The organism is Pseudomonas sp. HUK17, from assembly GCF_001566765.1.
The window spans coordinates 48,829-71,114 of the sequence record NZ_LSMW01000006.1 but is presented as its reverse complement, the minus strand read 5'-3'; the positions used below and the strand labels follow the sequence as shown (position 1 = coordinate 71,114).

Here is a 22,286-nt window from a genome sequence, read left to right as displayed (position 1 = left end):
CGGTAGGAAAAGGAGATGTCATAACGCCATCAAAGACGGCGAACCTGTCTACGTTAACAGTTTCATCGTTTCGCTTCGCGCTGCGCTTCGACCACTGCGCCGGAAAAATTACTCACTCGGTCGCGTTTTTCTCCACGGCATAGCGCCGCTCCAGACCGCTATGGCCCAGACCGACGCCCTTGCGCACCTTGAGCTGCACCGGGATGCGTTCCTTGAGCGCCTCCACATGGCTGATGATGCCGATGGTCTTGCCGCTGGCATTGAGCTGATCGAGGGCATCCAGGGCGACCTCCAGGGTTTCGCCATCGAGGGTGCCAAAGCCCTCGTCGAGAAACAGCGAATCGATGCCGGTGCGCTGACTGACCAGATCCGACAGGGCCAGCGCCAGAGCCAGACTCACCAGGAAGCTCTCGCCACCGGAGAGGGTGCGGATGTCGCGCAGAGCATCGGCCTGCCAGGTGTCGAGGATCTGCAGTTCCAGTTCCGCCGCCTGGCGCCGGATCAGCCGATAGCGGCCATGCAGACGCATGAGCTGACCATTGGCCAGGTGCACCAGGTGATCCAGGGTCAGGCCCTGGGCGAACTTGCGGAATTTGGCGCCGTCGGCCGAGCCGATCAGGCCATTGAGGTGCTGCCAGAGATCGTGATCGCGCTCCTGGGCGGCGATCTCGCCGAGCAGGGCCTGCAGGCCGTCCCGGCGCCGTTCGTCTTCGCGCAGGGCGGCGTTGACCTCGCCCTGGCGCTGGCCCAGCGCACGCAATTCGGCGTTGGCGGCGGCCAGTTCGGCATCCAGCTCGGCGGCGCTGCGCTCGGTCTGCGGCGCGGCGTTTAAGGTTGCCAGACGTTCCTGCGCCGCACCGGCCAGGGCGCGAGCCTCGGTCAGGGCGGTCTCCAGGCGGCTGCGCTCCGCGGTCAGGGCGGCGTGCTCGCCGTCGTCCAGTTGCGCGGCGCGCCAGGCGTCGGCATCGGCGAAGGCACTGGCGGCCAGGGCGGCCTGCCAGCGCTCGTCGGCCTCGCGGGCCTGGCGTGTTTCACCCGCCAGCCGCTCGTGCAGCGCCTGGTGGGTCCCCTGCAGCGCCGCGCCCTGCTCGCGGCAGTCCTCCCAGGTCGTGGTGGCCTCAACGAGGACGGCGGCGGCGTCTTGCGGCGCTACCGTGGCAGGCGCGACCTCGCCAGCGCGCTGGCGCCAGGTCACCACCAGCGGGGCAAGCGTGGCCAGGCGCTGGGCGCTGTCCTTCAAGCGCTGCTGCAACGCCTGCGCCCGTTGGCAATCGGCCTGCCAGACTCGCCATTCCTGGTCGCGCTGGGCCAGCCATTCTGCCGCGCGACGGGGTACCTCATGGCCCCAGCCGGCCAGCTCCTCGCCCAGTCGACGCTCGGCACTGGTCTGTTGCGCCTGGGCTTCGCGCTGCTCGTCGGCCCCCTCGGCCAGCGCCTGGCGAGCCCGCTCCCAGGCCGCCTCGGCCAGGGCCAGGCGCTGTTCGGCATCGGCCTGCTGGCGCGCCAGGCGCAAGGCCTCCTGGCGACTTTCCTCGCGCTGCTGGCGCAGACCATCCAGGGTGGCGAGCACCTGCTGGATGCGCGCCAGTTCCTGATCCTGACGCCGGCGTAATTCGGCCACCGCGCCGGGCGCCTCGGGATCGGCGCCCAGGGCCGTGCAACGCTGGCGCCAGAGTTCGCCCAACTGCTCCAGTTGTTGACTGGCCTCGGTCTGCTGCTCGTTGGCCTGATCGAGTTGCGCCTTGAGCGCGGCCAGGGCCTCGCTGAGCTCCTTGCCCTCCTGGGTCAGGCGCTCCAGCTCGGCCTTGGCGTCCTGCAGGGCGGTCTGGGTGGCGGAGACGTCCAGAGCGGCATAGTCGGCCACCGCGGGATGCTCGCGAGAGCCGCACAGCGGACAGGGTTCGTCGGGCTGCAATGCAGCGCGCTGGGCCTCCAGACTGCGGATGACCCGCTCCTGTTCGAGCAGCTTCTCGCGCTCGCGCACCTGCTGGGCCACTTCGCGATAGCGTCCGCGCAGGGCATCCAGGCGCACCTGATGATCGCCATGCTGGCGCTGGCGCTCGCCCTGGCTGCGGGCCAGGCGCTCCAGCTGGGTCTGCAGCTGGCGCCGACGCTCGACCAGCTGATCCAGCTGGTCCACCTCATTGACCCGGCCCAGCGCAGCCTGCCAGAGGGCGCGCCAGGCCTTTTCGTCGCGCCCGTCCAGCGCCGCCTGCCAGCGTTCGGTCTGGGCGTGCTCCGCCGCCTGGGCCTGGGTGGCTTGCTCGCGGGCGCGGGTCAGCGCCCCCTGCTGGGCCTCGCGCTCCTCGGCCAGCAACTGCAGCTGGCGGGTCTGCTCCTCCTGACGCCGCGTCAGGCGCGCCAGGGCCTCGGCTCTTTCGTCGCGTAGCGCCAGTTGGCTGCGCCAATCGCCCAGGCGTTCGCCGAGTTCGGCATGGCGGCTACGCTCGGCCAGGCTCTCGGTCAGGTGGTGCTGCTCCTCGAGCGTACGCGCCTGCTCCGCTTCGGCCTGGCGCAGCTGTTCGCCACTGGCGCCCAGGGCCTGGGCCAGGGCAACGTCACGGCGACTGGCCAGAATCTGGATGCGTTGATCGAGCTGTTCCAGCTCTTCCCGGCTGCGCTGTTCGCGGGTTTGGGCCTCGCGCCAGGCCTGTTCGATGGGCAGCAATCGCGCCGCCGGTTCGGCCGCCGCCAATCGCTGGCGCTGCGGCTCGGCGGCCTCCCAGGCCTGCTGCGCCGCGGCCAGGCGCGCCTCGGCCTGCTGCTCGCCCGCCACCGCCTGCTCCAGGGCGGTCAGCCACTGGCGTTGGGTCTGCCAGGTCTTGAGGTCGGCGCCCAGCTGCTCTTCGCGCTGCGCCAGACCGAGACCCTCGGCGGCCAGTGCCTGACGGCGTTCATCGTCCAGTACCTCGACCCCCGCGACGCGCTGGCGCAGGCCGTCCAGCACGCCCTTGGCCTCCCGCGCCCGCTCGTATACCCGCTGGGAGATCTGGCCGTACACAGCGGTCCCGGTCAGCTCTTCCAGGAGTTCGGCGCGCTGGCTGGCACTGGCCTCCAGGAAGGCGGCGAAGCCCCCCTGGGCCAGCAGCATGGAGCGGGTGAAGCGCTCGAAGTCGAGGCCGGTGAGCTCTTCGGTGAGCCTGAGCTTGTCACCGGTCTTTTCGGCGAGGATGGTCCCATCGAGCCGGGCCAGTTCAACCTTGGGTGGCTGCAGGGCGCCATCGGCCCGATCCCGCGCGCGCCTCTGACTCCAGAAGGCCCGGTAGCGCTCGCCACGCACGGCGAATTCCACCTCGGCGAGGCAGTCGCCGGTGTGGCGGGTCATGAGTTCGTTGCTCTCCCCGCCCACCTTGCTCATGCGTGGGGTGCGGTGATAGAGCGCCAGGCAGATGGCGTCCAGCAGGGTGGTCTTGCCCGCCCCGGTCGGTCCGGTGATGGCGAACAGGCCACTGCTGGCGAAGGGTTCGGCGGTGAAGTCGATCTTCCACTCACCCTTGAGGGAATTGAGGTTCTTCAGACGCAGGGTGAGGATCTTCATCGGGCTTTTCCAGGACGACTCGGCGAACCGCCGATTCTGGCATTGTTGGGCGCGCGCGCCCATGCCAACCGACCATTCGACCTATGGTCATGCCCGCTGCTGAACTTGCCTCCCGCTCCGTTCTCAACAGAAAGGTACCGCCTTGCAACAACGTTTCCCGGGAGGATCCGTCGTGCGCTCACCTCTGTCTCCCTTCGATTTTCTTGGCATGCCGCTGCTGATCGGCCTGGGCATCCTGGCACTGGTCAGTTGCGGTGGTGATGACAAGACCGCTGCGCTCTGGCAGCCGCTGACAACCTGGCTGGTCTAGCGGATAAAAAGCCCGACGATCCTGGGATCGCCGGGCGGCCCCTCAAGGCATGAACACCGCCCTCATGCAGTTCTTGTCCTTGGACTTGAACAGCTCGTAGCCATAGGGCGATTCCTCCAGACTCATCGGGTGGGTGAGCAGGTAGGACGGATCCAGCTCGCCTTTCTGGATGTGCTCGAACAGCCGCTCCACATAGCGCTGCCCCGGCTGCTGACCCGACCTCAGGGTCAAGGCCTTGTTGACGATGGCGCCCATGGGAAACTTGTCGATCAAGCCGCCATAGACCCCGATCACCGACACCGTACCGCCCTTGCGACAGGCGCGGATGGCCTGGCGTAGCGCCGACCCACGCTCGGTGTGCAGGCGCAGCATCTGCTTGGTCTTGTCGTAGGCGTAATCCAACTGGGTGCCATGGGCCTCCATGCCGACGCAATCGATGCAGCGATCCGGGCCGCGCCCGCCAGTCAGTTCCAGCAAGGCTTCATGGATGTTGGTGGTCTCGTAGTCGAGGACGATGGCACCGGCCTTCTCGGCCGCCAGCTGCAGGCGATCACTGAAGCGGTCGATGGCGATGACCCGCTCGGCGCCCAGCAGGTAGGCGCTGCGAATGGCCATCTGGCCAACGCCACCACAACCCCAGACCGCCACGGTATCACCGGGCTGGATGTCGGCGATGTCGGCGGCGTAGTAGCCGGTGGGCACGGCGTCGGACACGAACACCGCCTGGGCATCGCTGACGCCGTCGGGCACCTTGAACAGGTTGACGTCGGCATAGGGCACCCGCACGTAGGTCGCGTGGCTGCCGGCATAGCCGCCGAAGGCGTGGCTGTAGCCAAAGATGCCGGAACAGGGCTGCCCGTAGGCCAGTTCGGTCATTTCAGGCTTGGGATTGCTGTTGTCGCAGCAGTTGTAATCCTCGCGCTGGCAGTGCTCGCAGTCCCCACAGCCGATGATGGAGACGGTCACCACTCGATCGCCCACGGCCAGGCCCTGGTTGCGCAGGCTGCTGCCCAGCTCGACGATCTCGCCGAGGAATTCGTGGCCGATGATGTCGCCGGGTTTCATCGCCGGGACATAGCCGCCCAGCAGGTGCAGGTCCGAGCCACACACCGAGGACATGATGATGCGCACGATGGCATCGCGCGGATTGAGGATCTCCGGATCCGGGACGGTTTCCACCTGCAGGCGGTTGGGGGCTTGCCAGGTCAGGGCACGCATCAATTCGCCCTCCCCGGAGTACCAAGGCCCGCGTCGATGTCAGCCGAGGGTTCATCGGCCGGGCGAGTCACCGGCGGATGGGGTGGCGCCAGCGGGCGACCGCTACGCGAGACTTCTGGGGTGGCGATCTCGCCGGTTTCCAGTTGCTGCTTGAGGCGGCGCAGGCCGAGGTTGACCGCCTTGCCGGTGAAGCGGCTGATGCCTTCGGTGACGGCATGGCCGAGCAGGCCGGCCGGGGCTTCGCAGGCCAGCACGACCTGCACCAGGGTGCCACGGCCCTGGGGCGCGTCACTGAAGGTCAGACTGGCCTTGTGCGCCATGAAGGTGCCGGGCACGGTGCTCCACAGCAGGAACTCGTTCTCGCGGCGCTCGCTCTGCTCCAGGGTCCAGCTCAGGGTGCGTCCCAGGGGACCGGAGGCATGCCAGTGGCTGTCGCCATCGGCACCCAGCTCGATGCGATCGACGAAGGGCAGCAGCTCGCGCAGGTGCTGCAGATCGGCGCAGTAGGCGAACACCTCTTCACGCGGCTTGGCGATGGTCACGCTGCGCTGGATGGCGGTGGGATTGCGCCAGCCCCAGCGTTCGCCCAAGGCCTGCTCGAAGGGCGACGGCTGCAGTGCGGCCTTGAGTTCGCAGCGCTGGCGTACCCCGCGGCTGAGGGCCATGGCGCCCAAGGCCATCTTCACGCAGCCGGCCAGACCACCGCGGCGCAAGCCGCCAAGGATCAGCAAGCCACCGCCCAGCAGGGAAACCACCCGTTCGGTGCCCTGGACATTGGCTACCTGGTTGTCGGAACGCTCATGGCGCGTGGCGGCGAGGGGTTGCGATAGGTCGTGCATGGGGTCTCCTCCGGTATGGGCTACATAGAGAGGGTGACCCCAGCGCGTGGGACGTTGTTCCGAAGGGGAAAAGCGGTCCGATGGACGCGTTTCGCTGCGATCAGGCGGGCAACTCGCCGAGAACCTCGCGGTAAAGGCCTTCCAGGCGGGTGCGCAGCTCGTCGTCCAGGGACTCTTCGGCCAAGCGCTGGCTGAAGACGTCCAGGGGACTGAGTTCTTCCAATGTTTCGCGCTGGGTGCCCTGCAGGGTGGGCGCCATCGCGCTGCGTGCGCGCCTGACGCGCAGTACCTCCAGCGGCAACTCGGCGACCAGGGCGGAGATGCGTGGCTGCAGATCGGCCAGGTAGTCGTCTCCGGTCACCACCACCTCGGCCCACACCGGGCACCCGGGGCGACCATCGGCAGCGGCCTCGATCAGCGCCGCACCCAGGGTATCGAGGCTGCCCTGCACCACGGCCAGGGGCTGGAAACAGGGCACCGCCACGGACGTCACCCGCTCCAGGGCGGTACCGAACTCCACCAGCAGGACCTGCTTGGCGCGCTCTTCGTCGAAACTCAGGCACAGTGGCGAGCCGCTGTAGCGCACCTGCTCCAGGCCGCCGACGCGCTGGGGCCGGTGGATATGGCCGAGGGCGATGTAGTCCGCCGGTGGAAAGGCGCTGGTGGGAAAGGCGTCGAGGCTGCCGACATAGATCTCGCGCACCGACTCGCTGGCGCTGGCGCCCACGGTGGTCAGGTGGCCGGTGGCGATGATCGGCAGGGCCATGCCCAGCTCGGCGCGGCGCGCCTCCGCCAGACCATGCAACTCGGCATAGTGCCCCTGGATGGCCTGTTGCAGCGCCTGGCGCTTTTCAGCGGCGCTTTGCCCGGCCTGGCTCTGCACCACGTCCCGTGGGCGGACGAAGGGAATGCCGCAGAGCAGCGCGCCGATCTCGCCATCGCGGCGACGCAACTCCAGCAACTGATCGGCCGGCGTCTCGCTGACGCAGGGGATCACCCGGGTGTCCAGGCAGGCCAGCAACTCGCGGGACTCGGCCAGCACCGCGGCGGAATCATGGTTGCCGCCCAGCACCACCAGGCTGGCACCGGTAACACGCAGGGCGACGATGAAACCGTTGTACAGCTCGCGGGCATAGCTCGGCGGCGTGGCGGTATCGAAGATATCTCCCGCCACCAGCACCACGTCCACTCCCTGCTCCTCCACCTGGTCGACCAGCCAGGCGAGAAAGGCGCGATGCTCGGCCTCGCGGGTGCGCCCAAGAAAGTGCTGCCCCAGGTGCCAGTCGGAGGTGTGCAGCAGGCGCAGGCCGCCTTGAGCGGTGGCCTTGCGGGCGCGCCTGGGCTTGGATTTTTCCTCGGGGACAGCGGCGGGCAGATCGAACAGCGGGAGGTTTTCCATGGGTATCGGCGGTCAGAGCGGCAAAGAGGCGCAGTATCCTCCTCCTGCTGCACCGAGGGAAATCCGCGCCGGTACGCACGGCCGAGCGGTCACTCCGCGCAGGGCCGTGCCGCGATTGCCGCATCCCTTCGCAAGCCCAGGGGAAGCAGACTCAGCAGCCCCAGCAGCGCCATCCCCAGGCCGACCCACAGCGGCGCGCGCAGGCCCTGACCGGCATCGATGGCCGCACCACCGGCCCAGGCACCTACCGCCAGGCCCGCGGTGATCACCGAGGTGTGCAGGGTATTGACCAGGGGGCCTGGCGTGGCCGCGGCCATGACCCGAGCGACCATGGCCGGGTTGAGCGCCACCCCGGTCAGGCCGATCAGGGTCAGGGCCAGGAGGCTGGACGCGGCGCTGTCGGCGCAGCCGACGAACAGGGCGAAGCCCAGCGCCAGCACGGCCAGGCCGACGCCCTGCACCCTCAGGGTATAGCGATCAGCCAGCTGGCCCACCAGCAGATTACCCAGCACATTGGCCAGGCCATAGCCCATCAGCAACCAGGGAATGGTGGTGGGCGCGAAACCCGTCACCTGGATGAGGATGGGTGAGAAGTAGCTGAAACCGGCGAAGGTCGCACCGATGATCAGGCCGCTGGTGAGGTAGGCCGCCCAGAGCCGGGCACTGACCAGGGTATCCAGTTCTCCGCGCAACTGCCCGGCCGCGCGCGCCGGTGAGCGGGGCACGCACAGACCGACCAGCAGGGTGCAGCAGGCCGCCAGCAGGGCGACCGCCCAGAAGCTGGCGCGCCAGCCGGCCTGCTGCTCGATCAATACCGTACCCGGCACGCCAAACACCGGCGCCAGCATGAGTCCGGACAGGATCAGCGAGGCGGCCCGACCGCGACGATCCGGCGTGACCAGGTTGGCGCCCAGGGTCAGGCACAGCCCTATGCTGGCGGAGCTGGCGACGCCCATGAGCACCCTGCCTGCTGTCATCACCGGATAATTGGCTGCCAGCGCGGCCACCACGGCGCCCACCAGATAGAGCGACAGCAGCCATAGCAGCGCCGACTTTTCCGCCAGGCGCAGGGCCAGCAACAGCAGGGTCAGGGGTGGGCCGCCCAAGGCCATGCCCAGGGCATACCAGGAGATCAAATAGCCGATCTGGCCGATGGAGACGCCGAGATCAGCGGCCAATGTCGGCATCATGCCGGCGACCATGAATTCGGCGGTGGTCAGCGCGAAGATGGTGAGGGCCAGCAGATAGATGAGACGAGGGATGGCGGGTGGGGCATTCATGACAGGCGGAGGATTCCAGAAAAGCGGACAGGAGCGGCTGTAGCGGGCCGGACGGGCGGACTGACTCCACGTGTCTCGGGGGTGGGGCTGAGTGTGATAGGTGCTGGGGTTCGCGCACCAAGGGCGGCACCTTAGTGGCTGCGCCGCCGTCCGGTCAAACGTGGGGCCGCCTGGCTAGAGGCGGAAATCCTCGGCGATCAGCCCGGCCAGAGAGGCGCAGGCGGGGCTGCGTTCGCCCGGTGGCGAGGCCAACCGCAGTTCGTGCACCGGCAGTTGTACAAAGCCCTCCTCTGGCGTCAATTCGCGCATCGGCGGGGTCATGCGCGCCCGGTCGGTGATGGCCACGGCCTGGCCCAGTTCGACCGCCGCTTCCAGCGCCGACGAGGCGGCGCTGGTCACCACCGCGTGCCAGCGCCGGCCCTGGCGGATCAGCAGATCGATGCCCAACTCGCGATAGCTGCAGCCTTCGCCGTGCAGCGCCAGAGGCACGCTAGCGTCCGGGCTCAGTTGCAGACCGGGACCGGCGACCCACACCGGCTGGGTATGGCCGAACAGCTGGCCATCCGCCCGGTCGGTGCGCGGCGGCCCCACCAGCAGCGCCAGGTCCAGCAGCCCTTGGCCAAGCCAGCGGCGGAGCTGGCCGCTATTGCCGGTAAGCACTTCGAGAACGATGCCAGGATGCTCGCCCTGCAGGCGCGGGAAGACAGCCTTGAGCAGGCGCGCGGCATAGTCCTCGGCCACCCCCAGGCGCACCTCGCCCACCACCGGCTGCCCCGTGAGACCGGCGAGGATGCGGTCGTGGGCCTGCAGCAGCTCGGCGGTCTCCAGCAGCACGCGACGTCCGAGCGGGGTCAGGGTCACGGCCTGGTTGTCGCGTTCGAACAGCCGGCCGCCGGTCTGCTCTTCCAGCCGGCGGATCTGGCTGCTCACCGCCGAGGGGCTGCGGTTGAGCTGCAGCGAGGCGGCGCGAAACTGCCCCAGCCGGACGATGGTATGGAAGGTGCGCAGGACGTCGATATCGAGGGGAGCAGGCATGATGCACCTTTATCGAAGAATAGCTGCACGTAATGTCGTTTGATTGTATTACCACCCCGGTCCAGGCTCAAGGCATCCCGTCACCTGGAGTCTGGTCATGTCCCCTGCGCTGTCTTCTCCGTTGTTACGTCAATTCGCCCTGGTGCTGTGCTGGAGCGCCGGTTTCGTCGGTTATCGCTATGCAGCGGACCAGGCCCCTACCCTGCTGGTGACCTTCTGGCGCCTGCTGCTGGCCGCCCTGCTGTTGCTGCCGTTCGCCTGGACCGAGGTGCGGCGGCTACCGCTGAAGATCATTGGCCAACAGGCGGGTATCGGCGTCCTGGCCTTCGCCTGCTGCATTGCCCCTGCAGCCAAGGCCATCGAACTGGGTGTCTCACCTGGGCTGGCGGCATTGCTCTCGGATCTGTCGCCGCTGCTGGTGGCCCTGGGCTGCTGCCTGCTGCCGGGCCAGCGTACCAACGGGCGTCAGTGGCTCGGCCTGGGGCTGGGCCTGGCCGGGGTCCTGCTCGCGACCGGCGCCGGACTGGGGCTGGGCGTGGCGCCTGCCTGGGCCTATGCCCTGCCCTTGGGCAGCGCCCTGGCCCTGGCGCTGGCGACCCTGGTGCAGAGTCGCCTGCCACCCAGCCGCCTGGCCCTGCGGACCCAGCTGTTCATCCAGCTCGCGGCCAGTAGCCTGGTGATGCTGGGAGTGGCCGGGGTGGAAGGCCCGCTGACTCCACCGCTGACCCTTGGCTTCGCCCTGGCGGTTCTATGGCTGCTGATCCCGACCCTGCTCGGCTTCGGCCTCTACTGGCTGTGCCTGCGCCAGGGCAGCCCCCAGGCGGTGAGTGGCGCTCTCTATCTCAGTCCGCCGGTGGCGCTGCTGTGGGCCTGGGCCTGCTTCGACGAACCCCTGGCACCCGGCATGCTGCTCGGCCTGCTGTTCGCCCTGGCGGGGCTGCTGTGCCTGAATGCCGCGGAGCGGAGCGGCCGCCTGGAGCCGGCGCTGGGCAGATGAGGGTCTCAAGAACGCGATGCTGACGGCTGTCAGCATCGTCATGCGCCTCGTTCGATACGAGGCGCGCCCATGCTCACTCCTTTTCGTCAGCCTGCTCGTCGTGATCCTTGAGCGCAGGCTTCTTACCTGGTTGCGGCGCGTGCTCGGCATCGGGGGCGATGTCCTCACCATGATGCTTTTTTTCTTGCTGCACTTTCTTGTCGTGAGCGACGTTGCGTGGATCGGTCATGGGATTTCCTTGGCTTGGTAGGTCATTCGGATCCCCATCGACGCATCATGCGGGCAGTGTTGCACCGGGGGTGATGTTTCGAGCGGGACGGCGCGCAGCCGTTCCAGCGCACCGACGAAACACTCTGAAGTAGGCCATGCAGGCGTTTTCTCGACGGTTGTCATTGCCTGGCGGCGTACCGGCAGGCTAGTACTTCAACCGCCGCTCCTTGGACGGCGGATAGCCGAAGTAGGCCGAGTATCTCTTGCTGAAGTGGGTGACCGAGGTGAAGCCGCAGGCCACCGCCACCTCCAGCACCGACAGGGTGGAGTGCTGCAGCAGGCGCCGTCCTTCGGTGATGCGCAACTCCAGGTAGTAGCGCATGGGCGCGGTATCGAGCTGCTCGCGGAACAGCCGCTCGACCTGGCGCCGCGAGCGGCCGGCGTAGTCGCACAGCTGCTCGATGGTCAGGGGCTCCTCGATGTTGGCCTCCATCAGGGTCACCACCTCGCGCAGCGGCGGCGTCATCTGCACCTTGAGCGTCGGATTGACCTGGCGGAAGCGCGATTCCTCGAAAGCCAGGATATTGACCAGGCCATCGGCCAGGGCGCTGCCGCACTGGGCGCCGATCCATTCGAGAAAGAGGTGGAAGGCGCCGCTGGGGCTGGCGGCGGTGAGGCGGTCGCGATCCAGCACATGGCTTTCCGCCGAGGTCTTGCAACCACGCACCCGCTCGCTGAAGGCGCCGCGGTGCTCGGGATGGATGGCGCAGCGATAGCCGTCCAGTACCCCGGCCTGACCCAGTTGCCAGGCGCCATTCCACAGGCCGCACAGGGTCACCTGCTGCTTGGCGGCACGCAGCAGCAGCGCCTTGAGCCGCGAATCCAGCTCCAGCGGTGTCCGCAGCCCGCCGCAGACCACCAGCAGGTCGAAGCGGGCCTGCTCCACGGCGCGGTAGTCGCCATCCGGACGGATGACGATGCCGAGATCGCTGAGCACCTCGGCGCCGGTCGGGCTGTAGGTCTGGGTGGCGAAGGTGCCGGCGGCCAGCAGGTTGGCGGTCACCAGGGTATCCAGCGCCTGGGTGAAGGACGGCAGGGAGAAGTGATCGAGCAGGATGAAGCCGACCAGTCGGGAAAACTCCGGTCGCGGCCGCGTCGACTGCAACTGCAGGTAGTTCTTGCCCTGGATACCGCTACCAAAGGTTCTTGAATCGATCACGCTGTGCTGCCTTCTCCGACCTTGGGCTCATGCTAGCCGAAGCTCAACCTGGCGATGATCGGACTGCGACAGCTTCGCACCGACGACCGCCATCCCACCTGGCGCCCTTAGCCTGCTAAGCTTCGCCGCTTTTTTGCCACCTGCCCGTGCAGGTCGCCGCAGGCGGTGGGTTCACCGCCCTGCGCCCCATGACCGTGAATGGCCGCCAGAGCCAACGTCCGGCCCCTTCAACTGCCAGCTGGAAATTCCATGTCCACCGCCTCTCCGAGTCTGCAGCGCCGGCTCAAGCCCCGCCACCTCAACATGATCGCCATCGGCGGCTCCATCGGCACCGGCCTGTTCGTCGCCTCCGGCGCCACCGTGGCCACCGCCGGCCCGGGCGGCGCCCTGGCGGCCTATGCGCTGATCGGCCTGATGGTCTACTTCCTCATGACCAGCCTCGGCGAAATGGCCGCCTACCAGCCGGTGTCGGGCTCCTTTTCCATCTACGGCAGTCGCTTCGTCGAGGACGGCTTCGGCTTCGCCCTGGGCTGGAACTACTGGTACAACTGGGCGGTGACCATCGCCGCCGAACTGGTGGCGGCGCAGCTGGTAATGGGCTTCTGGTTTCCCGAGGTACCGGGGCTGATCTGGAGCGCGCTGTTTCTCGCGCTGATGTTCCTGCTCAATGCGGTGTCGGTGCGCGGCTTCGGCGAGAGCGAATTCTGGTTCGCGCTGATCAAGGTGGCCACCGTGGTGGTCTTCATCGGCCTGGGCCTGGCCGCCATTCTCGGCATCTTCAGCGGCATCGAGCCGCCGGGCCTGTCCGTGTTCACCCAGGGCGAGGCGCCCTTCGTCGGCGGCCTGCAGGCCATGGTCGGGGTGGCCATGATCGCCGGCTTTTCCTTCCAGGGCACCGAGCTGATCGGCATCGCCGCCGGTGAATCGGAGAATCCGCGCAAGAATGTACCCATCGCCATCCGCCAGGTGTTCTGGCGCATCCTGATGTTCTATGTGCTGGCGATCTTCGTTATCGGCATGCTGATTCCCTACACCGATCCGCGCCTCTTGCAGAACGATGCCACCGACGTTTCCGTCTCGCCGTTCACCCTGCTGTTCGAGCGCGCCGGCCTGGCCTTCGCCGCCAGCCTGATGAACACGGTGATACTCTCGGCGGTGCTCTCCGCCGGCACCTCGGGCATGTACGCCTCGACCCGGATGCTGCACAGCCTGGCCGAACAGGGCAAGGCGCCGCGCCTGTTCGCCCGCGTTTCGCGCAATGGCGTGCCGCGCAATGCCCTGCTGGCCACCACCGCGGTGGGCGCCCTGTGCTTCTTTACCTCGCTGGTGGGCGACAAGGCCCTCTATGGCTGGCTGCTCAACACCTCGGGCATGTGCGGCTTCATCGCCTGGCTGGGCATCGCCGTCTCCCACTATCGCTTCCGCCAGGGCTACCTGGCCCAGGGTCGCCGCCTGGAAGACCTGCCCTACCGCGCCAAGCTGTTTCCCTTCGGGCCGCTGCTGGCCTTCGCCCTCTGCCTGGTGATCACCCTGGGGCAGAACTATGCCGCCCTGTTCGGGCCGAACGGCGTCGACTGGCTGGGCCTGGCCGCCACCTACATCAGCCTGCCGCTGTTTCTCGCCGTCTGGCTGGGCTACCGCTTCAAGCATCGGAGCCGCCTGGTGAAGCTCAAGGACATGGACGTCAGTCCGAGCGGGGACTGAGCGACCGCCAGCGGGACCCACCGGCTGCGCCCGGCGGGTCCCGTGCTAGCATCCCGGATCTTTCCGATCGACTCGCCAGCGCTGCCATGGGCACCACCCTCGCCTCCCAACTGATTCCCGACATCCTCACCTACATCGCCTCGCACCAGCTGGCGGTCGGCACCCGGCTGCCCGAGCGCACCCTGGCCGAGCGGCTGCGGGTGTCGCGCTCGCCGGTGCGCAGCGCCCTGCAGCAGATGGCCGACCAGAGCCTGCTGGCGCGGCATCCCGAGGGCGGTTTCGCCGTGGCCGCCGCGGCCCTGGACGCCACGCCCCAGGCGCGCGAAGAGGTGTCCGCCAGCGAACGCCTGTACCTGACCATCGCCCGCGACCGCATCGAGGGCGAATTGCCGCTGAAGGTCACGGAAAACGAGCTGATCCGCCGCTACCAGGTCACCCGTGGGCAACTGGCCGATATCCTCAGGCGCATCGTCCAGGAAGGCTGGGCCGAGCGCCTGCCGGGCTACGGCTGGAGCTTCGTCGAAGGTCTCACCTCGCCCGATGCCTATGCCCAGAGCTATGCCTTCCGCCTGCTGATCGAACCGGCCGGCATCCGCGACGCCGACTTCACCCTGGATGCCGGAGAATTGCGCCGCTGCCGCGACGAGCAGGCGCTGCTGGCCGCAGGCCGGGTGTTCGAGGCCTCGCCCGCGGAAATCTTCGACGCCAACACCCGCCTGCACGAGACCATCGCCCGCTGCTCGGGCAATGCCTTCATCCTTGATGCGCTGCGCCGGCTCAATCGCCTGCGCCGCTTGATCGAGTACCAGAAGTCGGTGGATCGCCAGCAGGCCCAGCGCCGCTGCCAGGAACATCTGCAGCTGATCGATCTGCTGCTGGAGGGCCGCCGCGAAGAGGCCGCGACCTTCATGACCCGCCACCTGGGCAACGCGCTGCAGGAAAAGCAGGCCACGGCGGCGCGCTGAGCCTGCGGCGCCCAGGGCCTGCCCGCCAGGGCGCGGGGGCGTTAGACTGGCGGACTTTTCTCCGTTACCCGAGGCCGTCATGCCGATCCGTCACGCCATCGTCCATCTGATCGACAAGAAGCCCGACGGCCAGCCCGCGACCCTGCACGCGCGGGACGCCGAACTGGCCGACTCCCAGGCCATCGAGAATCTGCTGGCCGATCTCAATGACAGCTACAACGCCAAGCCCAACAAGGCCTGGGGCCTGTTCCACGAGGAATCCGGCGCCTATCCCTTGAGCGGCTGGCTCCATGCCTACCTGGAAGGCGAGCAGGACTTCGTCGCCTTCAGTCGCCAGGCGGTGGAGCATCTCAAGGGGCTGATGGAGAGCAGCAACCTTTCCACCGGCGGCCATGTGCTGTTCGCCCAGTACCAGCAGGGCATGACCGACTACCTGAGCATCGCCCTGCTGCACCACAGCGAGGGGGTGACCGTCACCGAGAGCCTGGAAGTCGCCCCGGCCAAGCACCTGGACCTGGGCCAGCTGCACCTGGCGGCGCGCATCAACCTCTCGGAATGGCGCAACAACAAGCAGTCGCGCCAGTACATCTCCTTTATCCGCGGCAAGGGCGGCAAGAAGGTCTCGGACTACTTCCGCGACTTCATCGGTTGCCAGGAAGGCGTCGACGCCAAGGGCGAGACCCGCACCCTGCTCAAGGCCTTCAGCGACTACGTGGAAAGCGAGGACCTGCCCGAAGAAGCCGCCAAGGAAAAGACCGATACCCTGGTGGACTACGCCAGCAGCCAGGCCAAGCGCGGCGAACCCATGGCCCTGGACGCCCTTTCCGAGCTGATGGACGACCAGGCCCCGCGCGCCTTCTACGACTACATCCGCAACAAGGATTACGGCCTGGCGCCGGAGATCCCGGCGGACAAGCGCACCCTCAATCAATTCCGCCGCTTCACCGGTCGCGCCGAAGGCCTGTCGATCAGCTTCGAAGCGCACCTGCTGGGTTCGCGCATCGAATACGACGAAGGCCAGGATCTGCTGATCATTCGCGAGGTGCCGACCCAGCTCAAGGACCAGCTCAAGCGGCGTAATGACTAGCCTGAGCGCAGCGAGCACGGTCATCCGCGAATGACCGTCGAGCCTCCTGGACACCTGGGGTTGCAAACGCGATCACCGATCGGGCGCCCCCGGCTGGACAGTGGCCGGCCAAAGGGGGCACAAGATGTCCCTTCTTTTCCTTATCTGCCGAAAAAGTCGAAACCATGAGCCAGTACCCCTTTGAACGCCGCATCGTCATCACCCTGCAATCGAACAATGAACTGACGCTCGACGCCGCCCTCGACCAGGCCGTGTCGCGCATCAAGCAGGGCGAGACCCACGGTGGCGACGAAGGCCTGGCCACCGCCTACAGCTTCCATGTGGACACCGTGGCCGAAGGCCCCTCCGGCCCGGTGGACCTGGGCGAATACCTGGGCCGCCCGGCGACCAAGGCCGAGCAGAGCGTGGTGGACGCCGGCGTGGTCCCGCGCTTCCGTCTGGGCCAGACGGTGGCCGTGCAGGTCGGCAATGGCGAACCCAAGCCCAGCAGCATCCAGGAAGTGCGCCTCTTTCCCCAGGTGGAAGGCCCCTGCTGGTTGTACCTGGTGGAAGAGCGCGTCCATCGCGACTACCTGCCGGCGAAGAAACTGCGGGCGATCTGAGGTCAGCTTGGCGTTGGGCTTCGCTGCGCTCAACCCAACCTACCGCGCCGTAGGTTGGGTTGAGACGGTTTCATCGTCGAAGTCCCATGGGCAACCCGGATGCCACGATGTTGGGCTTCGCTGCGCTCAGCGCCAACCTACTGCGCCGTAGGTTGGGTTGAGACGGCTCCATCGTCGAAGCCCAACAGATAGACCTAAGCACCACGATGTTGGGCTTCGCTGCGCTCAGCGCCAACCTACCGCACCGTAGGTTGGGCTGAGACGGCTCCATCGTCGAAGCCCAACAAGCAGGCCCTAGCCCAACAGCCCTACTCAACCGAACGCGGCGATCTGCCGATAGAGCGACAGCGCCGGCGCGGCGGTCGTGCCGGTCATCTGGGTGAGGATACTGCCATCCAGCGCGGTGTTTGCCCCTGCGCCCTGTTCGTCCACCGGCAGCACCGTCCACTGGGGTGCACCATCGGCACCGGTGCTGACGTTGAAGGTCGGCGCCGACAACTGGGCGGTTTCCTGGGCGGCAGCGGTCGCCACGCCGCCAGGACTCAGGCCGTCGATGAGCTGGCTGCTCAACTGATTGGGTTGCCAATCCGGCATGCCGGGATTCAGCGTACCGAGGATGCCGGCATCTTCCGTGGCGGCGGGAGCCCAGTTCCAGGACGCGGCACCCTGATCCTGCGGGGAAAGCCCGGAGAAGGCCACGTTGGCCGCATCGGTGCCCCGCTGCGCGCCTTCGAAATAGGCAAGCTGACGTTCAGCCGAAGTGAAGGTGCCCGAATCGTCGCTGGCGATACGCGTCAGGCTATTGCTGTCCAGGTTGGCGAAGGGATCCTGGGTGGAGGCGTCGGCATAGCGACTGTCGTCATGGTAATAGCTCACCAGCAGGTGATTGGCCGCCTGCTTCGCCAACTGGACACGGTCGGGACTGGCCCCCTCGGGCATCTCGCCGAGCACGGCGGCGTCGGTACCCTGGCTGCGAAGCTGTTGCTGGAGGATCTGCATGAAGCTGTCGAGATCGCTGTTACCGTTCGACTGGCCCGGCAACAGCCTGGCAATGAGCTGGGCGGCGGGCGACAGGTCCACCGCGACATCGGTGCCGGCTGGGGTTCCCCCCGCGCTGGCGGAGTCGGCGGCGGGTGCGCTCTGATTGCCGGTAGCGCTCGGATTGGCAGGCTGAGTCCCTGCCATTGCCGTCGAAGTCTGGCTATCGATCGCCCTCATGGTCGTGCCCTCCGGCCGCCCAGGCGGCCTGCCTCAGCGTCTTTATGCCATGCTTGTCTTAGGTTTTACTTAAGGCCGGGGCAAGGATCGGAGACGCGACGCGGGAAAGCCGCAAGCTGCAGGCGCTAGTCCCGCCGCTCCCAGACCTCGCAGGCATAGGCTGGACGATCGTCCTCGGCCGCATGCTCCTGCCGCGAGACAAGCTGCCAGTCGCTCTCCTGCCATGGGGGAAAGAAGACATCGCCTTGCGGCGCCAGGGCAACTCGGGTCAGGTAGAGGCGCTGCGCCTGGGGCAGGGCGTCGGCGAACAGCTGGGCGCCGCCGATCAGCATGATCTCGCCTGCCTGGTGCTCAAGGGCCCAGGCCTCGGCGCGCTCGACCGCAGCGGCCAGCGACGTCCGCACCTCGGCACCTTCGGCCACCAGATCAGTCTGACGGGAGACCACCAGATTCAGCCGACCCGGCAACGGGCGGCCCAGGGAATCCCAGGTCTTGCGACCCATGACCAGCGGCTTGCCGAGGGTCACGGCCTTGAAATACTTGAGCTCCGCCGGCAGGTGCCAGGGGAGACGATTGTCGATGCCGATGACGCCGTTGTCGGCCACGGCGACGATCAGGCTCAGGGGAAGAGAGGTTTTCATGGTGACAGAGCATAACAGAGGCGTTAACAGCCGGGGCGCCAGGGACTATCCTCGGCGTTTTTGCCGCAAGGGCACCGACGCGTGACCGCAACCCCCTCCCCCGCCTTCGAAGACCTCTGGCTGACCGAAGCCCTGCGCCTGACCGAGGAAGACAGCGGCCCGCTGGACGACGCCGAAGCCAATCGCCAGGCGCGGGCGGCCGGCGGCGCCTTCGAGACACGCCTGGTGACCCGTGCCCGGCTGCTCGGCCAGCGCGATGGCCTGCTGGCCGCGCGGCGTCGCTGGCGCCAGGGTGCGGTGCTGGCCGCCTGGCTGCTGGGCATCGTGGCGCTGTTCTGCGGCGCTGGCCTCGCCGCTGGCGCCCTGGGTGACGGCAGTCGTCCGGTCAATGTGTTCTGGGCGCTGGGCAGTCTGCTCGGCCTCAATCTGCTCAGCCTGCTGGTCTGGGCCCTTGGCCTGCTGGGCGGTGGACGGCAACTGGCCTCACCGCTGGCGCGACTCTGGTTGTGGCTCTCCGGCCGCCTGGCGCGGGATGCCCGAGCCCTGCACCTGGGGCCGGCACTGGTCGGGCTGCTGGGTCGCGCGCGGCTGCTGCCCTGGGCCCTGGGCGGCCTGGTGCACGGCCTCTGGCTGCTGATCCTCGGCAGTGCCCTGGCAACCCTGCTGGCACTGCTCTCCGGACGCAGCTATCTGTTCGTCTGGGAGACCACCCTGCTCGGCAGCGACACCTTCGTGCTGCTGACCCAGGTGCTGGGCGCCCTGCCCCAGCTGCTGGGCTTTCCCCTGCCCGACCCGGCCAGCATCGCCGCCAGCGGCGATGCCGCCAGCCCCCTGGCCACAGCGCGCCAGGCCTGGGCCGGCTGGCTGCTGGGCGTGGTGCTGGTCTATGGCCTGCTGCCACGGCTGCTGCTGACCCTGCTCTGCCTGTGGCGCTGGCGGCGTGGTCGCGAGCGCCTGCGGCTGGACGTCGAGCGCCCCGGCTATCTGCACCTGCGCGAACGCCTGCTACCCACCAGCGAGCGCCTGGGCGTGAACGACGCCGCTCCCGCCCACTTGCCCCAGCAGGACGCCCGTGGCCTCGCACGCACCGGCGACGAGGCGCTGCTGGTGGGTCTCGAACTCACCGACCACACCTGGCCGCCACCGCTGCCCGAGGGCGTGCGTGACGCCGGCGTGCTCGACGACGGCCAGGGCCGCCGTCATCTGCTCGAACAGCTGACCCGCTATCCGGCCCGCCGCCTGCTGATCGCCTGCGATCCCCGTCGCTCGCCGGATCGCGGTACCCTGACGCTGCTGGCGGAATTGTCGCGCTGCGCCACGGCGACCCGCGTCTGGCTATTACCCGCGCCCCTGGGTGGCAAGCTCGATCCGGTCCGCCTGGACGACTGGCGCCAGGCACTGGACGCCCTGCGTCTGGCACACTGCGAGGGCGATCTCGAAGAACTGGCCTGGCTGGAGACGAATCCATGAGCGGCCCCCTGCGCCTGGCGCTGGTCGGCCATACCAATGTCGGCAAGACCTCGCTACTGCGCACCCTGACCCGCGACGTCGACTTCGGCGAGGTCTCCCATCGCCCCAGCACCACCCGTCATGTCGAGGGCGCACGCCTGTCGGTGGATGGCGAGGCGCTGCTGGAGCTCTACGACACGCCCGGCCTGGAAGACGCCATCGCCCTGCGCGACTACCTGGAGCAGCTGGAAAGACCCGGCGAACGCCTGGACGCCGCCACCCTGCTCGACCGTTTTCTCGACAGCGTCGAAGCCCGCCAACGCTTCGAGCAGGAAGCCAAGGTGATCCGCCAGCTGCGCGCCTCCGACGCCGGTCTCTATGTCATCGACGCCCGCGAGCCGGTGCTGGCCAAGTACCGCGACGAACTGGCGGTGCTGGCCGGTTGCGGGCGCCCGCTGGTGCCAGTGCTCAACTTCGTCGCCGCCGACGGCCACCGCGCCGACGACTGGCGCGCCACCCTGGCCCGCCTCGGCCTGCACGCCCTGGTGCGCTTCGACAGCGTCGCGCCACCGGCGGATGGCGAGGCGCGTCTCTACGAAAGCCTGGCGACCCTGCTGGAAAGTGGCCGCCCGGCCTTGCAACGGCTGATCGCCGACCATGCCGAACAGGCCCGCCGGCGCCATCAGCAAGGCGTGCGGCTGATCGCTGAATTGCTGGTGGACGCTGCCGCTGCCCGGCGCAGCGTGGCGCCCGGCGAAGCCGAGGTGAGCAACGCGACCGCCGAATTGCGCGATGCCCTGCGCAGCCGCGAACAACGCTGCGTGGAAGAACTCCTGCGGCTGTTCGGCTTTCGCCCGGGCGACGCCCATGCCAGCGACCTGCCACTGCTGGACGGCCGCTGGGGCGATGACCTGTTCAATCCGGAAACCCTGCGCCTGCTGGGCATTCGGCTGGGCGGCGGGGTGGCGGCCGGTGCCGCGGCGGGGGTCGGTCTCGACCTGCTCGCCGGTGGCCTGACCCTGGGCGCCGCCACGGTACTGGGCGCCCTGGCCGGCGGCCTGGCACAGACCGGCGGCCACTATGGCCGACGACTGTTCGGCAAGTTGCGCGGCGGGCGGGAGCTGTCCATCGACGATGCCGTGCTGCGCCTGCTGGCGCTACGGCAGCGTCAGCTATTGGCGGCGCTGGAAATTCGCGGCCACGCCGCCCAGGGCGCCATCGAAGTGGCCGCGCCTGACGAGCAGCGCTGGCGCGAAGGCAAGCTGCCCGCCGCCGTGCAGGTGGCCCGGGCCCACCCGGAATGGTCGGCGCTCAATCCGCGTGCGCGCCTGCAAGCCGACGACCGCCAGACCCGTATCGACGAGATCGCCGCGGCCCTGGACGCGGACGCCTAGCCGCGCTCCACCTCGGCGAGAAAGTCCGCCACCAGGGCCATGCAGGCCTCGCGCTCTTCCACGTGAGGCATGTGGCTGGAGTCCTCGAAGATGCGCCAGCGCACGTTCGGGATGAACTGGGCGAAGGGCTCCACGCAGGCCGGTGTGGCTTCGTCATGGCGCCCGGAAATCAGCAGCGTCGGCATCTGGATCCGCGCCAGCCGCTCGATCACGCTCCAGTCCCTGAGACTGCCGATGACATGGAATTCGGTGGGGCCGTTCATGGCGTGATAGACGGTGGGATCGGCGTCGATGGCGGCGAAGGTCCGCGCCACCTCGGCCGGCAGCGGCTGCACCCGGCAGACATGGCGGTCATAGAAGACCTGGCTGGCGGCGCGGTACTCCGGCGAGTCGGTCGTGCCGGCGGCCTCGTGTCGCGCCAGGGTGGCCTGCACCTCGAGCGGCAATTCGGCCCGCAGCCCAGCCGCCGCCTCGCGCCAGAGCGCCATGGACGCAGGCGAATTGGCGATGATCAGCCCCCGCAGCCCTGCCGGCTGACGCACCCCGTGCTCGGCAGCCAGCATCCCGCCCCAGGATTGGCCGAGCAGCGCGTACTGGCCGATACCCAGATGGCGCAGGAGGTTGTTCAGCTCGTCGAGAAACAACGCTACCGTCCAGAACCCCGGATCGATGCCGCGCAGGTGGGTGGAACGGCCATTGCCCAGCTGGTCGTAATGCACCACCGGCCAGCCGTGCTCGGCCAGGTCCTTGAAGCTGTCGACATAGTCATGGGTGCAACCGGGACCGCCATGGGCCACCACCAGCGGCAACCGTCCACTGGCCAGGTCGCCGGTGACCCGGTACCAAGTCTGATGGCCTTGGAAATCGGCGTAGCCTTCTCGAACCTGCATGGGTGCCTTCCTCGTCTGGATGGGAACGGGGTCAGGCTAGCGGGTAGGTGGGCGGGGGATAACTGGGAAAAGTTGTAGGTTTGGGGGGTGGGCTGCGTTGCAGTTGTGATCGACGGCCAGGCTGACTCGCAGCGCTCGATCCCTTCACGCCGGACCGCCCCCTCTCCCGCTTGCGGGGGAGGGTTGGGGTGGGGGTAGTGCTTTTGCTCAGGCCGCCAAGCTGATTTTAGGAATCTGCTGACGCTCCTTGTTCCGCCTCGCCGGGCGGGTCACTTTTTTCAATTGCCAAAA

Annotated in this window: 19 protein-coding genes; 8 read left to right on the top strand and 11 right to left on the bottom strand. The window is 68.0% G+C overall.

The window, feature by feature from the left end; all coding sequences use genetic code 11:
• Positions 1-112: 112 nt before the first annotated feature.
• Positions 113-3,538, bottom strand: coding sequence for an exonuclease subunit SbcC (gene sbcC, locus AX284_RS04075; protein ID WP_017640955.1), 3,426 nt, complete (start codon positions 3,536-3,538; stop codon positions 113-115).
• Positions 3,539-3,710: 172 nt separating this feature from the next.
• Here sbcC and AX284_RS11900 point away from each other — a divergent pair, with 172 nt between their 5' ends.
• Complete coding sequence (locus AX284_RS11900; protein WP_156522344.1) at positions 3,711-3,848, top strand: hypothetical protein; 138 nt, start codon at positions 3,711-3,713, stop codon at positions 3,846-3,848.
• Positions 3,849-3,890: 42 nt separating this feature from the next.
• Here AX284_RS11900 and AX284_RS04070 read toward each other — a convergent pair whose 3' ends face one another.
• The 5 genes from AX284_RS04070 to AX284_RS04050 form a co-directional block, all read right to left on the bottom strand.
• Positions 3,891-5,066 carry a zinc-dependent alcohol dehydrogenase gene (locus AX284_RS04070; protein WP_064308622.1) on the bottom strand — a complete coding sequence of 392 codons (1,176 nt, stop codon included), beginning with the start codon at positions 5,064-5,066 and terminating at the stop codon, positions 3,891-3,893.
• On the bottom strand, positions 5,066-5,905 hold the full coding sequence (locus tag AX284_RS04065) for an SRPBCC family protein (protein ID WP_064308623.1): 840 nt from the start codon (positions 5,903-5,905) through the stop codon (positions 5,066-5,068). The genes AX284_RS04070 and AX284_RS04065 overlap by 1 nt, the downstream gene beginning before the upstream one ends.
• Before the next feature lie 100 nt (positions 5,906-6,005).
• Positions 6,006-7,211: an exonuclease subunit SbcD gene (gene sbcD, locus AX284_RS04060; RefSeq protein WP_064308635.1), complete on the bottom strand. Its 1,206-nt coding sequence runs from the start codon at positions 7,209-7,211 to the stop codon at positions 6,006-6,008.
• 182 nt (positions 7,212-7,393) lie between these two features.
• Positions 7,394-8,584, bottom strand: a complete 1,191-nt coding sequence (locus AX284_RS04055) for an MFS transporter (protein WP_064308624.1) — start codon at positions 8,582-8,584, stop codon at positions 7,394-7,396.
• A 174-nt stretch (positions 8,585-8,758) separates the two neighbouring features.
• Positions 8,759-9,619 (bottom strand): LysR family transcriptional regulator, encoded by an 861-nt coding sequence (locus AX284_RS04050; RefSeq protein WP_017640949.1) that lies wholly within the window; start codon positions 9,617-9,619, stop codon positions 8,759-8,761.
• Positions 9,620-9,716: 97 nt separating this feature from the next.
• On the opposite strand from AX284_RS04050, the gene AX284_RS04045 reads away from it, so the two are divergent.
• Positions 9,717-10,616, top strand: coding sequence for a DMT family transporter (locus AX284_RS04045; protein ID WP_064308625.1), 900 nt, complete (start codon positions 9,717-9,719; stop codon positions 10,614-10,616).
• Positions 10,617-10,689: 73 nt separating this feature from the next.
• Here the strand turns inward: AX284_RS04045 and AX284_RS11835 are convergent, their stop codons facing one another.
• Both AX284_RS11835 and AX284_RS04035 read right to left on the bottom strand, forming a co-directional pair.
• Positions 10,690-10,845, bottom strand: coding sequence for a hypothetical protein (locus AX284_RS11835; RefSeq protein ID WP_085984310.1), 156 nt, complete (start codon positions 10,843-10,845; stop codon positions 10,690-10,692).
• A 186-nt stretch (positions 10,846-11,031) separates the two neighbouring features.
• Positions 11,032-12,045: a GlxA family transcriptional regulator gene (locus tag AX284_RS04035; protein ID WP_064308627.1), complete on the bottom strand. Its 1,014-nt coding sequence runs from the start codon at positions 12,043-12,045 to the stop codon at positions 11,032-11,034.
• 249 nt (positions 12,046-12,294) lie between these two features.
• Between AX284_RS04035 and AX284_RS04030 the strand changes: the two genes are divergently transcribed.
• The 4 genes from AX284_RS04030 (at position 12,295) to AX284_RS04015 (ending at position 16,403) form a co-directional block, all read left to right on the top strand.
• A complete protein-coding gene (locus tag AX284_RS04030; protein ID WP_064308628.1) occupies positions 12,295-13,749 on the top strand; it encodes an amino acid permease in 1,455 nt (484 codons plus the stop codon).
• 86 nt (positions 13,750-13,835) lie between these two features.
• Positions 13,836-14,714, top strand: a complete 879-nt coding sequence (locus tag AX284_RS04025; protein WP_064308629.1) for a GntR family transcriptional regulator — start codon at positions 13,836-13,838, stop codon at positions 14,712-14,714.
• A gap of 79 nt (positions 14,715-14,793) precedes the next feature.
• On the top strand, positions 14,794-15,801 hold the full coding sequence (gene yejK / locus AX284_RS04020) for a nucleoid-associated protein YejK (RefSeq protein WP_017640943.1): 1,008 nt from the start codon (positions 14,794-14,796) through the stop codon (positions 15,799-15,801).
• 164 nt (positions 15,802-15,965) lie between these two features.
• Positions 15,966-16,403: a hypothetical protein gene (locus AX284_RS04015; protein WP_017640942.1), complete on the top strand. Its 438-nt coding sequence runs from the start codon at positions 15,966-15,968 to the stop codon at positions 16,401-16,403.
• A gap of 312 nt (positions 16,404-16,715) precedes the next feature.
• Here AX284_RS04015 and AX284_RS04010 read toward each other — a convergent pair whose 3' ends face one another.
• Together AX284_RS04010 and AX284_RS04005 are read right to left on the bottom strand one after the other, a co-directional pair.
• The gene (locus tag AX284_RS04010; RefSeq protein ID WP_064308630.1) at positions 16,716-17,588 is read right to left on the bottom strand and encodes a hypothetical protein; all 873 of its coding nucleotides are present in this window, start codon (positions 17,586-17,588) and stop codon (positions 16,716-16,718) included.
• A 158-nt stretch (positions 17,589-17,746) separates the two neighbouring features.
• On the bottom strand, positions 17,747-18,262 hold the full coding sequence (locus tag AX284_RS04005) for a dihydrofolate reductase (RefSeq protein ID WP_068383723.1): 516 nt from the start codon (positions 18,260-18,262) through the stop codon (positions 17,747-17,749).
• Positions 18,263-18,343: 81 nt separating this feature from the next.
• On the opposite strand from AX284_RS04005, the gene AX284_RS04000 reads away from it, so the two are divergent.
• Together AX284_RS04000 and AX284_RS03995 are read left to right on the top strand one after the other, a co-directional pair.
• Complete coding sequence (locus tag AX284_RS04000; protein ID WP_068383721.1) at positions 18,344-19,732, top strand: DUF2868 domain-containing protein; 1,389 nt, start codon at positions 18,344-18,346, stop codon at positions 19,730-19,732.
• Positions 19,729-21,105 carry a GTPase/DUF3482 domain-containing protein gene (locus tag AX284_RS03995; RefSeq protein WP_064308633.1) on the top strand — a complete coding sequence of 459 codons (1,377 nt, stop codon included), beginning with the start codon at positions 19,729-19,731 and terminating at the stop codon, positions 21,103-21,105. The genes AX284_RS04000 and AX284_RS03995 overlap by 4 nt, the downstream gene beginning before the upstream one ends.
• On the opposite strand, the gene AX284_RS03990 is transcribed toward AX284_RS03995, so the two are convergent.
• On the bottom strand, positions 21,102-21,995 hold the full coding sequence (locus AX284_RS03990) for a proline iminopeptidase-family hydrolase (RefSeq protein ID WP_017640937.1): 894 nt from the start codon (positions 21,993-21,995) through the stop codon (positions 21,102-21,104). The two genes, AX284_RS03995 and AX284_RS03990, sit on opposite strands and share 4 nt — an antisense overlap.
• Positions 21,996-22,286 lie beyond the last annotated feature (291 nt).

Bases quoted from the DNA above. Each gene is read 5' to 3' on its own strand.
- AX284_RS04030 (WP_064308628.1), top strand. From the start codon at position 12,295: ATGTCCACCGCCTCTCCGAGTCTGCAGCGCCGGCTCAAGCCCCGCCAC.
- AX284_RS03995 (WP_064308633.1), top strand. From the start codon at position 19,729: ATGAGCGGCCCCCTGCGCCTGGCGCTGGTCGGCCATACCAATGTCGGC.
- AX284_RS03990 (WP_017640937.1), bottom strand. From the start codon at position 21,995: ATGCAGGTTCGAGAAGGCTACGCCGATTTCCAAGGCCATCAGACTTGG.
- AX284_RS04050 (WP_017640949.1), bottom strand. From the start codon at position 9,619: ATGCCTGCTCCCCTCGATATCGACGTCCTGCGCACCTTCCATACCATC.
- sbcC (WP_017640955.1), bottom strand. From the start codon at position 3,538: ATGAAGATCCTCACCCTGCGTCTGAAGAACCTCAATTCCCTCAAGGGT.
- yejK (WP_017640943.1), top strand. From the start codon at position 14,794: ATGCCGATCCGTCACGCCATCGTCCATCTGATCGACAAGAAGCCCGAC.
- AX284_RS04070 (WP_064308622.1), bottom strand. From the start codon at position 5,066: ATGCGTGCCCTGACCTGGCAAGCCCCCAACCGCCTGCAGGTGGAAACC.
- AX284_RS04015 (WP_017640942.1), top strand. From the start codon at position 15,966: ATGAGCCAGTACCCCTTTGAACGCCGCATCGTCATCACCCTGCAATCG.
- AX284_RS04025 (WP_064308629.1), top strand. From the start codon at position 13,836: ATGGGCACCACCCTCGCCTCCCAACTGATTCCCGACATCCTCACCTAC.
- AX284_RS11835 (WP_085984310.1), bottom strand. From the start codon at position 10,845: ATGACCGATCCACGCAACGTCGCTCACGACAAGAAAGTGCAGCAAGAA.
- AX284_RS04065 (WP_064308623.1), bottom strand. From the start codon at position 5,905: ATGCACGACCTATCGCAACCCCTCGCCGCCACGCGCCATGAGCGTTCC.
- AX284_RS04055 (WP_064308624.1), bottom strand. From the start codon at position 8,584: ATGAATGCCCCACCCGCCATCCCTCGTCTCATCTATCTGCTGGCCCTC.
- AX284_RS04005 (WP_068383723.1), bottom strand. From the start codon at position 18,262: ATGAAAACCTCTCTTCCCCTGAGCCTGATCGTCGCCGTGGCCGACAAC.
- AX284_RS04010 (WP_064308630.1), bottom strand. From the start codon at position 17,588: ATGGCAGGGACTCAGCCTGCCAATCCGAGCGCTACCGGCAATCAGAGC.
- AX284_RS04045 (WP_064308625.1), top strand. From the start codon at position 9,717: ATGTCCCCTGCGCTGTCTTCTCCGTTGTTACGTCAATTCGCCCTGGTG.